We start from the raw sequence: 15,975 nt of genomic DNA on the forward strand, positions 1-15,975 counted from the left end.
ACTGCACCTTACATATTTTGCACCGTAGGTCAGCAGGCAAAAAGTAAGTTTCTAAAACTTATAAACCTCTAAAACCTTCAATACATATGACAATTTTTCGGCATAATAATTGATTTCGGTTTCTTCTAAGAGATTTTTTGCAGCGTATAACTCGTGAATACTGCTTTTCCCCTGCTTATAAAGCTCTTCGGCGAGGGTAAAGTACTTTTTTTGAATTTCAAGGACGGATTTTGACATTTCGGATATAAACAAGGCTCTTTCTATATTTTTTAATCCCTTATTTTTTTCTTCATCAATGCTATTCTTTAAAAAAGCCTCATCCAAAGAGTTAATTTCTTTTAAAATTTTGAAATTTTTGTTCAGCCTAAAATCATCATGTATGGGAGAGAGGTTTATCCTAAAATTCATGGATACCGACCATTTGAGCGTAGGATTATCCTTCCAATAGCCCATGAAGGCAGCCGGAAAAGACGGATAATTTTCTTTAGAAGGAAGCACATCAGCACCAAGCGAGAAAAAAAGACGTGGAATCCTGCTGTTAAAATTTTGAACCGACTGCATCCAAGAGACCTCATGCCGCAAAAGACTCAGCTCATCTTCGGCAGAAGCCTCTCTTTGAAGATAAAAAGCAAAATTTTCAAAAAAATCAAGCCAAGAATCCATATCTTCGCTCAAATCACTAAAAGATAAACCCATAGCTTCTATTTCGTTCATAAGAGCTTGATAGCTTTGTTCAGTTTGAAACAGTAAAATTTCCTCTTGCCGGATTTTTTTATTTTTTTCGGAAAAATCCAAAACAGATAACTTTCCTTGAGAAAATAAAATTTCATTTTTTTCTTTTTCTTCAATGTTCCACTTTTGAACATTTTTCAAAAGCTCTATCTTTTTCCTTAAGATTTTTTCCGAGCTTATGGCCGAAATCATTTTTATGATCAAGGCTTTTTTGTTATTATCTCTTTCAAGTATGAAAAGCTGCTTTTTCCTTTGATGAAGGCCTAAGTCTTGTTTTACAAAATCGGGCAGGGCAGAAGGCGCCATAAACCAAAGCGGAATACTTAGCCCCGCCGAGGAGCTAAATTTATAGGCGTAGTCCGGCTTATTATCAAAAAAGATTCCGCACGATTGCTTACCTGTGAGATTAAGGTTCATGCCCAAAGGAAGCCTTTGACTAATCCCCAAAGATGAAGCAAGATCAAGAGCATGATAGCGCTTATCAAGTTCGGTACCTGAAAAGGAAGTATTTAAATCAAGATACGGAAGAGGAACCCAAGTTGAAAATTCCGAAAACAAATTCATTTCATTCAGCTTGAAGTTCAATTCCATTTTTTTATATTGTTGATTCTTTTTGATAAGGGGATCTACCCTGTCAAAAAACTCTTTTATTCCAACTTCCATTTTTACTTCAGCATGAGCTGAAAATAAAATAAGACCCCAAATTATACTTAATAAAAACTTTTTCATTTTACCTCCAATCTTTTTAGTATAAATGACAGGATAGAACCTGTTTCGGTGATTATTGATGCCTCGGCATCCAATCCCACCTTTAGAAAATGAGCAATACCTTTTTTATCAGGCAAGGTGTTTCCATCCAATTTTACAAAGACAGCATATTCGGAACTTTTTGAACCTAAGAAAACATCGGGAAGGATGGTTTCCACCAGCCCGTCAAGGCTGCCGAATTCGTGATGAGGAAAGGCGGGAAATTTTAAACGAACCTTCATATCTTCTCTTACAAGTCCCGCCTTTGAAGAAGGAAGTCTTAGCACAACCCGAATGTTTTCACTTGAGGAAGGCACAATCTTTAATATTTCCTGTCCGCTAAAAACATTATCCCCGCAGTTAAGGGATGAAAGTTCCTGCACCTCTCCCGAAATCGGAGCATAGAGGGTAAAAAGTTTTAAACTTTCTTCTATCTTAAAAAGGGAGTTGCGTAAATTTTCTTTTTGAAAATCTAAGCTTTCTTTTTCGCTGAGAAGAGAATGGAAAAAAGAATTTTTATACTGATCCAAGTCTCTTTTGCTCTTTTCAATATTTAAATTGAGCAGTTCAAGTTTTTGATTTGCCAAACTGAAATATGGAAGAGCTTTTTCTTCTTCAAAAATTCTGGAGTTTAGCTCCAGAGCTTTTTCCAAATTAGTTTTTACCGAAAAATAATTCTCCATACGCTTATAAGCTATTTCCCTTTCAACAGGAACGAGCATTAAGTCTTGTTCAGCACTTTCGATGCAAACTTGCGCATCCTTAATTTTTTGTTCGGTTTTAAGGATCAGAGCTTCGAGGTTCTGTCTTTCTTTTTGAGCAACCGTGTTGTCAATACTTAAAAGGAGAGTACCTTTTTCGACATATTGACCTGAGGTAAAGTAGATGTTTTGTATTTTTCCTGCCGTAAAGGTTTTTACAAAGGAAACATTTTCTATAGGGCGTACCATTCCTGATGCCCTTACAACCTCTTCTTTTTTTCCCAAAAAAAGCCAGGCGATTGTACAGACCGCAAGGAGACAAATAATTGAAATTACCGAGCTGAAAATTCCCGTTTTTTGCTCTTGAAGCACTTCGCCGGTATAAGTTAAATCTTCAACATACAGAATGGATTTCATGCTACCACCTCCTCTACACTATTTTGTGTTTCCCACAATCTTGAATACACACCGTCTTTTTCGAGTAAGTCTGCGTGGGATCCTGTCTCGGCTATTTCCCCCTTATCGAATACGAATATTTTGTCGCAGTCCTTAATGGAGCTTAATCTGTGGGCAATAATTATCGAAGTGCGGCCCATAGTAATCTCTTTTAGGGTATTTAAAACTTCCGATTCCGAAATTCCGTCCAAGGCCGATGTAGCCTCATCTAAAATCAGCATGGAAGGATTGTGTAAAAGGATGCGGGCAATGGCTATGCGCTGCCTTTCTCCTCCGGAAAGGGTTGTACCCTGCTCCCCGACAAGAGAGTTGTACCTGTCCGGAAGAGCATCTATAAATGAAGAAGCACCTGAAACCTCGGCAGCCGAAATCATCCGCCTATAATCACTGTTTCCCGAACTCCAATTTATATTTTCCGCGACGGTTCCCGAAAACAAGAGAATGTCTTGAGGAACATAACCTATTTGCTTACGGTAAGAATCGTTTTTTAGATCTTTTAAATTTATATCGTCTATAAAAATATCTCCTTCTTGTGCAGAGTAAAATTTCATCAAAAGCTTTGCAAGGGTGGTCTTGCCTGAACCTGAAGCCCCGACAAAGGCGACCCTTTCCCCGGGGTTTATACTCAAATTTATGTTCTTTAAATTTTTTGAATGAAAATCGTAGCTGAAGGATAGATTCTTTATATCGATCTTACCTGAAAGTCCTCCCAATTCAATTTTTCCCTTGTCCAGATCTTCTTCCGTTTCTTCATCAAAAATTTCGGCAAGACGCTCGGCAGCAACATAGGCCTCTTGAAGCTGGGGCTGAAGGGTTAAAAGCCTTGCAAGAGGATCCAAAAAATAACCTGAAAGAATTACAAAGGAAATCAACTGACCTAAGGACATTGAACCGTTTAAGATGCTCAAACTGCCCAACCAATAAATAGCCAGTGTTCCGCATCTTCCGATAAAATTTTGAAGGCTGTTTTGATAATTTGAAAAAGATGCGAGTTTGATACCCTTTCGGACAGCGTTTACGATTTTAAACTCGGCTCTTTCAAGGGCCTTAGGTTCGGCACCCAAGGCCTTGATTGTAGCTATTCCGTTTAGACTTTCAACGATGCAGGCATGTTTTTCGGCCTCGGCGGCAGCCCGGGCCCTTATCATTTTTTGATAAGGCCTTGCATACAGCCACACCAAAACAGAGCTTACAAGCACAGGTACCAGGGCTGCAACAAGAAGATTTGACCCGAGGGAAATTAAAAAAATTGCTCCGAAAATAAGCATCAAGGAGTCTAAAACGACGGTCAGGGCTGTAGCGGAAATAACCTGCCTTATGGTAACCGTATCGTTCATCCTTGCAAGAAGCTCGCCGGTCTTTTTTTTGGTAAAAAAACGCATCGGTAAGTGAAGAACATGCTCAAAATATCGATAAACCAGAACCGTATCAATCTTATAACTCATATTCATCAACAGCTGATTTCTGGCCAAGCCCAAAAGGCTTCTAAAAACAATTACGCCCAAAAAACCTATCGAAAAACCTGTAAGGGACTCTCTCAAATTGGAGCTAAGAACCTCATCAATCAAAAATCGAAAATAAAACGCGCTAATAATACCCAAAAAAGATAGGATAACACTCGCAATTAAAATTTCCGCACATATTTTTTTGTGAGATCTTAAAATAGGCAAAAATCTGCTTAAGCCCTTTGATGAAGAATCTTTTTCGGAAAAATCCGGATAGGGCAAGAGTATAAAAAACACCCCTGTCCAATTTTTTTGAAAAACCTCTATGTTTATTTTTTTATATCCTTCGGAAGGATCTGCCAAATAAACATAGTTTGAATCCGATTTATAAACGACAAGATAATGGTTATCGCTTCCCCTTATCATATGAGCGATAAAAGGCGTGGGGATGTTTTTTGGAATTTCTTTTGATTCCGAAACAGCCCCTCGGCATGAAAAACCTAAGGTCTCGGCAGCATTAATTATTCCCAGTCCTGAGGTTCCTCTTTTACCGCTTTGAAGCAGCTTTCGTATCTTGCCTATATCGATCGGCTTCCCATAATGCCTGCATATATTTGCAATACATGCAGCACCGCAATCTTCGCGGTTTTTTTGTAAAATTATATTTTTCATATCTACCTCTCTATAATTCTTATAGTTTTTTTTTGTAATCAATAGTAATTTTTTAAATATGAGACAAAAAAAATTATTTAATTTGAAGATATAAGTAGATTTTACCGGCTCAAGTTTGCAGACACCCCAATTTCCCCTTCCTTGACAAGAGAGGCTTTCTATTCTATACTTCCCCCATGGCAAAAGAAAATTCAAATCCGCTTGCAAGAATTCCGCAAGTCGAAAAACTTTTAAACGAAGATATATTGAAAAACACGGCAGCTCTTATCGGAAGGCCATTTGTCGTAAAAACGGCCTCAGAGTATTTGGAAAACATACGCAAAAAGGCAAGGGCCGGAGGCGAGGTGCCTTCACTTGAGGCTTGTGCCGAAGAGATAAACAAGCTGTGCAGGCCCATAATCCGCACAAAAATCACACCCGTAATAAACGCAACGGGAATCATTCTGCATACAAACCTAGGCCGCTCTCCCCTCCCTCAAACAGTTTGGGATAGGGCAAAGGAAACCGCCTCAGGCTATTCTTCTATTGAAATGGATTTACGCGACGGCAACCGCGGAAAGAGGTTCGAGTTTTTAAACGACTGCATGAGCCTTTTGACCGGAGCCGAAGATGCCCTCATATTGAACAACAATGCGGCGGCGGTTTTTTTAATGCTGAAGGCCCTCGCAGGCGGAAAGGAAGTTATAGTTTCCCGCGGCCAGCAGGTTCAAATAGGCGGAGGTTTCCGCATTCCGGAAATTTTGGAGATGGCAGGCTGTAAACTCGTCGAGGTCGGCACGACAAATATCACAAGCCTTAAAGACATTCAAAAAGCAATAAACGAAAACACGGCCATGGTGCTCTGGGTTCACACCTCAAACTACAAGATACGCGGCTTTACGGAACAGCCCTCCGTTTCCGAAATCAAAAGCATCCTTCCGCAAAACATAATCCTTGCAGTAGATCAGGGCTCCGGAAACCTATCTTTAAATGTTCCCGAAGAACCGACAGTTTCTTCTATCATAAAAGAAGGAGCAGACCTTGTTTGCTTTTCGGGAGACAAGATTTTGGGCGGCCCTCAGGCAGGCTGGATTGTAGGAAAAAAGGAACTCGTTCAAACCGTAGCTAAAAATCAGCTCATGCGTACCTATCGCGTAGGACGGGCTGTCGCAAGCCTCATGCAGGAAAGCCTCATCCTCTATTTAAACGGTGGGGAGTCGGCAGCTCAAAGAGCCATCCTTTTAGACCAAAAGAAAATAAAGAAGCGTGCCGAAAAAATCATTTCAGGCATAAAAAACGGAGCGGGCGAATTGGTTCAAAAAAACTTTTCTCTCGGAGGAGGCAGCACTCCGGACACGGGATTCAGCTCTTGGGCCGTAAAACTAAATACTAAAACGCCTTGCGAAAAACTAAAAAAACTTTTGCGCGAAATGCCGATTCCGATAATAGGCTTCATCGAAGAAGATTCTTTTTATATTCATCCTGCAAGCATCGAAGAAAAAGATGATGAATATGTAATAGAATCTTTGAACAAGTGTTTGTAAGTATAGGAGGAGCTTATGCTTGATTTGTCCAGAAAACTTCCCATAGGTGTTCAAAGTTTTGAGGTCATGAGAAACGATAAATTTATCTATGTAGATAAAACCCAATTTATTTTTCGGCTGGTACATTCAAATCGAGTTTACTTTTTAAGCCGTCCCCGCCGTTTTGGAAAAAGTCTTTTTCTTTCTATGCTCAAGGCCTATTTTTTGGGGCAAAAAGAACTTTTTAAAGGATTGTATATCGAAAAAGCGGAAGAAGAAAGGAACCTAAAAACAGGCGAAGCAAGCTGGCAGAAATATCCTGTTCTTTATTTTGATTTTAACACAAAAAATTATATAAAAACCGAATCGCTTATAAGTATTATAAACTTGCATCTTGATTTGATAGAAGAAACCTATAATCTCAAAAAGACATCAGGCGATGTTGAGCTCAGGTTTATGCAGATAATTTTATCTCTTCACAAGCAGACAGGCAAACAAGTTGTTATCCTTGTCGATGAGTATGACAAACCTCTTTTGCAAACCATGGAAGTAAACGAAAATTTGAATGAAGAATACCGCAACATTCTCAAAGCTTTTTATTCGGCGATAAAGACTTGCGACCAGTATATAAGATTTGCTTTTTTAACAGGAGTTACAAAATTCAGCAAGGTAAGTATTTTCAGCGATTTGAATAATCTAAAAGATATAAGCATGCTGAACGATTATGCAGAAATTTGCGGCATTACACAAAATGAGATGGAAACCGTTTTCAATGTAGAAATTGAAAAGCTTGCAAAAGTCAATAATATGAGCATGACTGAAACACTAAAAGAACTAAAAAATAGCTATGACGGTTATCTCTTTACCGGCGGCGGACAAGCTGTATATAATCCTTTTAGTATTCTAAATACCTTTGACTCTTGTGAGTTTAAAAACTATTGGTTTGCAACAGGTACTCCGACTTTTTTGGTAAACTATCTAAAAAAAACACAATATAATATTCAGGATTTAGACGGAAAGATAGAACTTGACGAAGCCGGTTTAACTGATTATAGAGCTGATTCGGCTTCTCCGATTCCTATTCTTTTTCAGGCAGGATATTTAACGATCAAAAGCTATAATACAAAATACAAACTTTATACATTGGGATTTCCTAATGATGAAGTACGCTATGCTTTTTTAAATAGTCTCCTCCCGGCCTACTCAAGTCTGGATTCAACTACAACAGCCTATTCGATTAAAGAATTTTCAAAAGATATTGAGGAAGGAAATGCCGAATCTTTTATGCAAAGGCTGAAAGCGATAATATCGGGTATCCCGTATGATAATTTTGGTACTAATTTAAACGAAGAAAAAATTAAACTGAGGGAGCAAAACTACCAAACGGCAGTCTATCTTGTATTTAAGTTGATGGGGCAATTTGTCGAAACGGAAGTTCAATGCTCAACAGGCAGGGCTGACTGTGTGGTAACTACAGAAGATAACGTCTATGTATTTGAATTTAAAATTGACGGATCAGGAACTGCCGAAACGGCATTAAATCAAATAAAAGAAAAAGCATATACCGAGCCGTACAATACAGGGAATAAGAAAATCATTGCAATAGGTGTAAGTTTCGATCAAACCTTAAAAACCATCAAAGAATGGATCATTGAAAAATTATAAATATGGAAGAACCTTTATCTATCGAAAAAAACACCATTCGCGAAAAACTTCATGCGGTTGCTCTCTCGGCTCCGAAAACGAGCGGGGTTTATCTTTGGAAGGATAAGGCAGGGACGGTCATCTATGTGGGAAAGGCAAAGTCGCTTAAAAACCGCCTGAGTTCTTATTTTACATCGAACAGGGATATTAAAACCCGCATCCTCGTTTCGCGTGCCGATTCAATCGAGTACATTCAAACCGATAACGAGTATGAGGCCCTCCTCCTGGAAAACACACTAATCAAAAAACACAAGCCGAGGTACAATATAAATCTTAAAGACGGAAAAACCTATCCCGTCTTAAAATTAACCAATGAAGAATTCCCGAAAGTTTACCGCACGCGGAACATTAAAAATGACGGCTCAAAATATTTCGGGCCCTTCCCCAATGTTTCGGCAGTCGATATGTTCCTGACCCTGATAAAACATAATTACACCCTGCGCCAGTGCAAGCGGCTAAAAAAGCGTGATACGCCCTGCCTCTACTTTCATATCGGAAGATGTAAGGCTCCATGCTGCGGCAAGATAAGCGCAGAAGAATACGGAAAAGAAATAGAAGAAATTACCCTCCTTTTAGACGGAGATGTAGAAAGCGTGGTTTTAGCCTTAAAAGAAAAAATGAAAGAGGCCGCGGAAAAAAAAGAGTTTGAAAAGGCGGCCCGTCTCCGTGACGGAATACAGGCAGTCTATGCTCTCCGCGGACAAAACATAGTTCAGGACATGGATCCCGAAAGCCGCGACTATATTGCCTGGGCCTTTGAAGGGACCATGATCAGCATAGCGGTTTTAAAGATGAGAAACGGCCGCCTCGTCGGGAGGGATCTTTACCGCTCGCACAGCTTAAAAGAAGAAGGCGAAATACTATCCGAGTTTGTATCGGCTTATTACGTTTCGGCAAACGAGGTTCCGCCTAAAATCTTTATTCCTCAAGCCGCCGACGGAAACGCCCTCATCGAAAAATGGCTTAACGAGGAGCTGCACGCAAAGACAAGGATAAGCATCATTCCTTTAGAGGAAATCGAAGAAGCGGCGGACAAAACACCGGAGTACACAGCCAAAGAGCCGCCCGATCTTTCTCAGGCTGAGATTAAACACCACAAGGCCGCCTTGAAGATGGCACGCTTTAATGCAAAAGAAGATGCCCTGCGCCGTCTAAGAGAACAAGGAGATTTTGCGGCAGTTGAGGACTTACAAAAAAGGCTTAACCTCCCCTGCCTTCCTCAGCGTATCGAGGGCTTCGACATTGCTCACCTCGGCGGAACCTTTACTGTGGCCGCCCTTATTTCTTTTAAAGAAGGAAATCCGGATAAAAAGAATTACAGGATATTCAGGCTGAAAAACACAGACGGCGTAATCGACGACTATGCTTCGATGAGAGAGGTAATAGCCCGCCGATACACCCGCCTTGTAAACGAGGGAGCCGACCTTCCAGACCTAATCCTGATAGACGGAGGCTTGGGGCAGGTAAATGCGGCGAGCAAAATCATAAAAGCCCTGGACCTCGGAATTCCGGTTATCGGCCTCGCCGAAAAAAACGAAGAAGTTTATTTTCCGCATAATTCAGAGCCCCTAATCCTCCCGAGAAGAAGCGATGCCCTCCGCCTCCTCCAAAGAATACGAGATGAAGCTCACCGCTTTTCGAACACCAGAAATAATAAACTCAGGCGGGCAAACAAACTCAAAACCGAATTTGAAAACCTCCCCCACATCGGCAAAAAAAGAGCCCATGCTTTGTTAAAAGCCTTCGACAATATGGAAACCTTAAAAACGGTAACAGCACAAGCTATTGCAGAAGCCGTAAAGATTTCTTTAAAACAGGCAGAAGAGGTATTGGGGGCGATTGAAAATGTACATCCTGTACATTTTCAATCTTAGAGTTTTGCTGGCAGCAAAACTCTCCAAGGTTGGAACTAGTCAAACCGAAGCTTGAGCTGCGCAAAGATAAAAACTAAGCTTTGGTTTCATTATAAAGAATTTCAGCCATGGGATCCGATCCGCAAAGTTTTTTAATTTCTTCAATAGGTTTAAGAAATTCATTAGTATTTTCCACAAACTTTTTTAAAGAAAAAACACTATTTGCTCCCTCAGAATAAAGCAATAAAATTTCTTTACGGGAATTAAGAATATCTACGCGGACTTTATAATTTTTTTGTAGTTTGCAAAAACTTCCAAAAGTTTATTTAAAACTTCCTCCGGCTTGGAGTTTTTGTTCTTTTCAAAAATGCTTCAATTAATCGCATTTAAAGAAGCATTTTCTTCCTCAGATTCAGGCTTCGGCAGCTTATTAATTACAAAATTCAGTTCATTGGATGAATACTCAAGCCAATAAGAAACATGGGCAAGAGTATCACGGCAATTCCAAATTATAGGAAACGACAAACCTTTGCCTATAATTACAAAACACAGAGGTATCTCTTCTTAAAAAAAGAATTATTCGGGAAAGAGAATTAGGTAAAACTGCAGTATCTTGATACCGAAACCGAATTACCGTATAATAGGTACAGGTGTTACGGCCTGAACACTTGGATTGATTTATCGGCTTTAAATAAAACATCTTGGCGGCTTCATAATTCGGGTGAAAGTTTACTTGACTCAAGAACAAGGAAGACATGTCCTAAAGCAAAAACAATACCTGGAAAAATGGAAGATTCAGAACAAAAAATACTTAAAACAATAAAAGGGCACCTCTAAAAACCCTCTTTAAAAAAGATTAAAAAAGATGATAAAATGAGGTATGAAACAAAAAGGATTATTTGATGAAGAAGATCGTTTAAGAGTATTAAGCAAGTTAGGAGATAGTCTTGAAAAATTAAACGAAAAAATAAATTGGGAAATATTCAAACCACTATTAAAAAAAGCATTAACCAAAGAGCCAAAAGGTTTAGGCGGAAGACCTGCATACGATTATGTACTGATGTTTAAAATAATAATCTTACAAAAATTATACAACATAAGTGATGATCAAACGGAATATCAAATAAACGATCGGCTATCCTTTATGAGATTTTTAGGATTGGAATTAAAAGATAAAGTACCCGATTCAAAAACAATATGGCTTTTTAAAGAAAAACTCATTGAAGCGAGAGTATCAAAAAAGTTATTTGAAAAGTTTGGAAAAGAATTAGCTAGGAATAACTTAATAGGAAAAGAGGGAACGATAATAGATGCGACAATAGTAGAAGCTCCGATACAGCATAACAGCAAAGATGAAAATGAACAAATTAAAAACGGAAAAATTCCTGAACAATGGCAAGAAAAACAAATTTGTGAAAGAGGAGCAAGAGGAAAACCTCTTACTAAAAAACAAAAAATCAGTAACAGAAAAAAATCAAAAATACGGGCGAGAGTAGAACATGTATTTGGCTTTATGACAAACTCAATGAAAGGTATCTATGTAAGAACGATAGGATTAGCTCGTGCAACATTTTCGATAATAATGATGAACTTAACATACAACTTATGTCGATATTGCTATCTAAAGAAATAAAATGAGGGAGCATATAGGTAATAAAATGAAAAGTAAGGGAACTAAGATAAAGAATCCAAGTTTTACACTAGACAATTTATAAAAAAGCTACTAAAATAATAAATAGGTACACTAAAAAATAGGTTTTTAGAGGTGCCCAAAAATATATCTGAAAGGGAGAATATAAGGAAACTATGGACAAAAGAATAATTGATAGAATCACTAAACTTGGCGGCAAATCTGCCTTTGAAGGCGAGAACTTGCTGCACAATATGGAAAGCATTAGCTTACCTAAAAGTTATCTTATGCAGGACTTTAGCGATTACTTAGAAGATGATTTGCTAGATAGAATAAAGGCAGAAGGAATATTACCTGAATTGGAAATCCCATATCCAAGGATACAATACCAAACTGAGAAATTTACTCCTTTCACAAAAGGAACAGCCGACTATGATGAATACTCCGGGTTTATACATAAAGAATATGTAAGCTCAGTAATTCCTTCTAATGATTTAGAGTTTTTAATTATTGGCGAATCCAACTCTTATCCCAATTATTACTTTATATGCCTAAGCGATAAAGATATTAGCAATCCCAAAGTATATACTACGGATCATGAAGTATTCTTTAGAGAGATTGAAGAATTGGGGCGTTTCTCTGACTTTCTTGATTTATTCGTATCTGAAGATGAGTATAAAGTAGAAATCAACAAGCTGAGAGAATAGGGAGGTTATAAGAATAATTATGTGCAAATATTGAGATGATATAGACAGCAAAGCTATGTTTGATGAACTACCTGGCTCAAAACCTAAAAGGAGACGATAGATTGGGAAGATTAATTTTTATTTTGCTGCTTTCCGTTTCAGGACTATTTTTTTAGCGGTTATCTTCAGAATGTATATTTATATGAAACGAACTGTTTCCAGTGGAAAATCATTGATGGAAGAAGCAGTAAATGAACAGACAGATACTACAAAAATGGCGCTCAGTGAGTTTTTAGTATATGCATCTTTGATACTTGGGGCGGTATTATTTGCCTTACAGGTGATAAAAAAGGGAGGTTCAGGATTTTCTAATTTGGCAACATATATTATTTTGCCTCCGGTTATGGCTCTCTTTAATGCTCGGAAGCGTACCGGAAGAAGTATTTTTGTGTTTGTGGCTGTCGCAATATTTTCACTTTATATGTTTTGGTATATATCATAATCAGCGTTCCGGTGAAGGCACCGGTTTTTACGATTAACAACACAAAGATTAAGATGGCTCATACAACTGTTGCCGATATAGCCGCAGATGGATTCGATATTTATGTAAAACAAGCTAATCCTTCCGGCAGAGATTATAAAAAACTACTTTCCTCGGGTGCTTTTAAAAAATATCCTGTCGATCGAAGTATTCTCGTTGAAAAAGGATTCCGAAGAAATAATACTGCTATACCTTATGCTAATTATCTTCTTGTAAAAGACGGTTTTGTAATCGGGAGCATCGGTCTTTACGGTCATAAAAAGAAGGATACGGTATTGGAGGATTGTAAAATCATTCATTTAAAAATTGACGAATACTGTATTTTCGATGCAAGAGCAAATTCAATTCGTTATTGTCTTGATGATATTGATCTGATGGTTCCATTGCAACTGGATACCTTGCAAAAAACATTCGATAAAAAACTGTGGTTAGTACCGCCAAGAAATACGAGAGACATAACTCAGCTGCACTACGGAATTAAAGGCCTTGTCCAAAAAAGGAAAGATTCAATATAAAATTGAGATTTTAAACTTTTTAGGATATATATTTCAAGAGTATATTCGAGACGAAAATTGCATTTTGGTACCCCCTATTGAATATCAGGTCGCTGCACCAAAGTTATCATTACAATATTCTGACGAGTTTAAATTTTATAAACGATTTCAATCCTTTGTAAAAAGAGTATTCCCTGACAATATTGAAACTCAAATACCGGAAGTCATTTTTTATAAGTCCTCATTGGATAACAGCCAAAAAACTTTTGAAACATTGATGTATAACATTAACTTACAAAATATAGGAGAGTCTCTTTTTGCATGTGGATTGATGAGTTTCAAAAATCCCAATTTGAATATCCATAATTTAAACATAACTCAACAGGATAGTATTACTAATTTGGGCTTATGTATAAATCGAATGGAATTTGACAAAAGACTCGCAATTAATTCGCTTTCTACACCCACACAACATTCATTTGTATGGGGAAATGGTTATGAATGTGTATTGGCAACATCATCAATGATGATTGATACTTTACATAAAGATTTTAGATGTCAAAAAAACACTGTCAATAATATAATGAATGGATACGATACAACAAAAAAATTAAACATTGATGAAGAAATAGATTTTCCACCCCATAGGTTTATGTTAGAAGATTTGAGTAGTGTTTTATTTCAAGAACATCTTGGTAAAGAGATATTAATTGACAAAAAAATCTAACCGAAATACAATTATACTTTTATAATTTATTATCAAAAGAGTATCGTACTCACACTTACACGCTCCTTTATGCAGGAATACTTCCCAATGGGATGACAATTGAAGATGTTAACAATGTAGATGATATTTACAATTGTTACAACTAAGGTAATGCTCCGGATTGGAAGTCCTGATTGTAACAATCAGACAACCGGTTGTAAATTTTGAAATAAAAGCGTAAAGCCGGGGATATTCTCCGAGCCTTTTACTGTTTTTAGAATTAAAACAACTTTTTAGAGAAAAATTTGGAATTTTGCAAAGAGCTCTTTGAGGTGAGATTATCCGTTCTTATATCAAGGTCAAAACCTTGATATAAGAACCGAATTAGCGTATAATGATAGATATAGGTATTACAACCCAAACACAGGGAATTACATAAGCCAAGACCCGATTGGGTTCAAAATTAGATTTATAAGATTATGAAGAATATTAAAGTTAAAATTGGCGATGTATTTCTTATACCATATCAAGATAAATATGCTGTTTGTAAGGTATTGTGGATTTCAAAAAGGACAAAGAATGCTTTTTCATTTATTGTAAAAGACAAGCTAGTTGATACAAAAGAAGAAGCTGTAGAAATAATAGATACCGCCCAAAATATTTCCGTTCAGATTTTTACCGGATTAATTAGTGTATTTTATACTGACATTACAAAGCTAAAAAAAGGCGAATGGGAAATTATTGGTAGCCAAAAATTGACAATTGAAGAAAGTGATAATTTTCAGTATCACAATATTGGGGGCAAATTATTTAAAGGCGACGAAGAGGTAAGACCATTAAATAATGCTGAAATAAAAACAATTCCCAAAATGTTAAATGCAGGATATGAAGCTATGAATAATTTTCTAAAAATGGCATTTGAATAATTAAAAAACGCTTCAATTGAAGCATTTTTCTGCTTTCTTTCTTCCACCTTTGGCGGAACATCGGCGGTTTTTTTTATATCAAGGTCAATATCTTGATACCGAGACTGAATTAGTATATAATTATAAGCGTTATTACAGCCAGAAGACAGGTGCTTATATCTCACAAGACCCTATAGGGTTGGCGGGTGGTAATCCGACTTTGTTGCCTACGTTCTCGATGTGAAATAAAATGTGGAGGATAAATATATGAAATATTTCAAAATTCACCGGCTTCACAGTTTTACAGATGAACCGAAGTATATTTTTTCTGAAATTGATAAAGAAGGATACGAAGTAAGGAAGGTCGAGATTTTCAAAAATGGTAATCATATCCTATATTCTAATTATATCAATTCAGATAGATTAGTTGAGGGGAAATATCCTTCTCTTGAAGAGCTTAATTATGAAGAAGAAACGGAAGTTATGCAAACAATAGAAATTCCTAAAAGTGAGTTCTGTAATGTATGGTTGAGATGTAATTCAGAATAAACTGTTCCTTGGAATATGCCGGTTTAACAGCAGAAGAAACCGCTTAAAAAAGCATTATCTTATAAAACTTTTCAACTGTAGTTGGAGAGAATAGTATGACAAATCGATTAACGGCAAGAGACCGTTTTTTTTTAAACTGAAGTTTAACGATTCAGAGCTTTTTGTAATAAATCGTAAAATTTTAAAAAATAATTTGAGTAAAGTTAAAATCTTTATGAAATAACCGTTTTCATTTCTTTTAAGGTATTAACATAGTTTTCTTTAAACTTTGCAAGAAAGCCGTTGAGCAATTCGACATTTGCGGGTGTTTTGATGTTTGAAGGCTCAACCAGGAACTTTTCTATATCCTTTGCGGAATCACCTAGGATGCTTGCACCGACCATATACGAGCTTCCCTTTATCTTGTGAGCCGTTTTCCGTACATTTTCACGCAAATCACCATCGCTTAAAACGGCCTCAGCATTTGAGTCAAAAAGAGTTTTTAACCGCTCTATTTCAGTCGCATCTTTTTCATAGGCTTCGATAAAGGTTTCAAGTAAGCTCATGTATATTTCCATGTCTCCGTCTACAAGCTCCATCGCAGCCGCTCTGTCTAAATACATATTTTCCCCTATAAAAACTTTTATAAATTAAAGCTAAGGCCTTGCAAAAA

14 protein-coding genes and 1 pseudogene are annotated in these 15,975 nt (G+C 37.3%); 11 read left to right on the forward strand and 4 right to left on the reverse strand.

What is annotated here, in order from left to right; genetic code table 11:
* Positions 1-51: 51 nt before the first annotated feature.
* The 3 genes from E4O07_RS09065 to E4O07_RS09075 are packed head-to-tail and all read right to left on the reverse strand — an operon-like array spanning position 52 to position 4,753.
* The gene (locus tag E4O07_RS09065; RefSeq protein ID WP_253685121.1) at positions 52-1,461 is read right to left on the reverse strand and encodes a hypothetical protein; all 1,410 of its coding nucleotides are present in this window, start codon (positions 1,459-1,461) and stop codon (positions 52-54) included.
* Positions 1,458-2,597: an HlyD family secretion protein gene (locus tag E4O07_RS09070; protein WP_253685122.1), complete on the reverse strand. Its 1,140-nt coding sequence runs from the start codon at positions 2,595-2,597 to the stop codon at positions 1,458-1,460. Before E4O07_RS09070 ends, E4O07_RS09065 begins: the two co-directional genes overlap by 4 nt.
* Complete coding sequence (locus E4O07_RS09075; protein WP_253685123.1) at positions 2,594-4,753, reverse strand: peptidase domain-containing ABC transporter; 2,160 nt, start codon at positions 4,751-4,753, stop codon at positions 2,594-2,596. The genes E4O07_RS09070 and E4O07_RS09075 overlap by 4 nt, the downstream gene beginning before the upstream one ends.
* 176 nt (positions 4,754-4,929) lie before the next feature.
* Between E4O07_RS09075 and selA the strand changes: the two genes are divergently transcribed.
* The 11 genes and pseudogenes from selA (at position 4,930) to E4O07_RS09125 (ending at position 15,323) form a co-directional block, all read left to right on the forward strand.
* Positions 4,930-6,276 carry an L-seryl-tRNA(Sec) selenium transferase gene (gene selA / locus E4O07_RS09080; protein WP_253685124.1) on the forward strand — a complete coding sequence of 449 codons (1,347 nt, stop codon included), beginning with the start codon at positions 4,930-4,932 and terminating at the stop codon, positions 6,274-6,276.
* A 15-nt stretch (positions 6,277-6,291) separates the two neighbouring features.
* Positions 6,292-7,920 carry an ATP-binding protein gene (locus tag E4O07_RS09085; RefSeq protein WP_253685125.1) on the forward strand — a complete coding sequence of 543 codons (1,629 nt, stop codon included), beginning with the start codon at positions 6,292-6,294 and terminating at the stop codon, positions 7,918-7,920.
* Positions 7,921-7,922: 2 nt separating this feature from the next.
* Positions 7,923-9,833 carry an excinuclease ABC subunit UvrC gene (gene uvrC / locus E4O07_RS09090; RefSeq protein WP_371921917.1) on the forward strand — a complete coding sequence of 637 codons (1,911 nt, stop codon included), beginning with the start codon at positions 7,923-7,925 and terminating at the stop codon, positions 9,831-9,833.
* Between the two features lie 859 nt (positions 9,834-10,692).
* Positions 10,693-11,445 (forward strand): transposase, encoded by a 753-nt coding sequence (locus E4O07_RS09095; protein ID WP_253685127.1) that lies wholly within the window; start codon positions 10,693-10,695, stop codon positions 11,443-11,445.
* Positions 11,446-11,618: 173 nt separating this feature from the next.
* A complete protein-coding gene (locus E4O07_RS09100) occupies positions 11,619-12,149 on the forward strand; it encodes a hypothetical protein (RefSeq protein ID WP_253685128.1) in 531 nt (176 codons plus the stop codon).
* Between the two features lie 62 nt (positions 12,150-12,211).
* A pseudogene (locus E4O07_RS13520) lies at positions 12,212-13,151 on the forward strand (hypothetical protein); the annotation flags it as partial.
* Between the two features lie 4 nt (positions 13,152-13,155).
* Positions 13,156-13,890, forward strand: coding sequence for a hypothetical protein (locus tag E4O07_RS09115; RefSeq protein ID WP_253685131.1), 735 nt, complete (start codon positions 13,156-13,158; stop codon positions 13,888-13,890).
* Between the two features lie 351 nt (positions 13,891-14,241).
* Positions 14,242-14,352 (forward strand): hypothetical protein, encoded by a 111-nt coding sequence (locus E4O07_RS13525; RefSeq protein ID WP_371921974.1) that lies wholly within the window; start codon positions 14,242-14,244, stop codon positions 14,350-14,352.
* Complete coding sequence (locus E4O07_RS09120) at positions 14,349-14,795, forward strand: Imm26 family immunity protein (protein WP_253685132.1); 447 nt, start codon at positions 14,349-14,351, stop codon at positions 14,793-14,795. The genes E4O07_RS13525 and E4O07_RS09120 overlap by 4 nt, the downstream gene beginning before the upstream one ends.
* 49 nt (positions 14,796-14,844) lie before the next feature.
* The gene (locus E4O07_RS13530) at positions 14,845-15,018 is read left to right on the forward strand and encodes an RHS repeat-associated core domain-containing protein (RefSeq protein WP_371921975.1); all 174 of its coding nucleotides are present in this window, start codon (positions 14,845-14,847) and stop codon (positions 15,016-15,018) included.
* Between the two features lie 23 nt (positions 15,019-15,041).
* Positions 15,042-15,323 carry a DUF6881 domain-containing protein gene (locus E4O07_RS09125; RefSeq protein ID WP_253685133.1) on the forward strand — a complete coding sequence of 94 codons (282 nt, stop codon included), beginning with the start codon at positions 15,042-15,044 and terminating at the stop codon, positions 15,321-15,323.
* A 212-nt stretch (positions 15,324-15,535) separates the two neighbouring features.
* Here the strand turns inward: E4O07_RS09125 and E4O07_RS09130 are convergent, their stop codons facing one another.
* A complete protein-coding gene (locus E4O07_RS09130) occupies positions 15,536-15,925 on the reverse strand; it encodes an Hpt domain-containing protein (RefSeq protein WP_253685134.1) in 390 nt (129 codons plus the stop codon).
* Positions 15,926-15,975 lie beyond the last annotated feature (50 nt).

Source organism: Treponema sp. OMZ 798 (genome assembly GCF_024181385.1).
Lineage (GTDB): Bacteria > Spirochaetota > Spirochaetia > Treponematales > Treponemataceae > Treponema_B.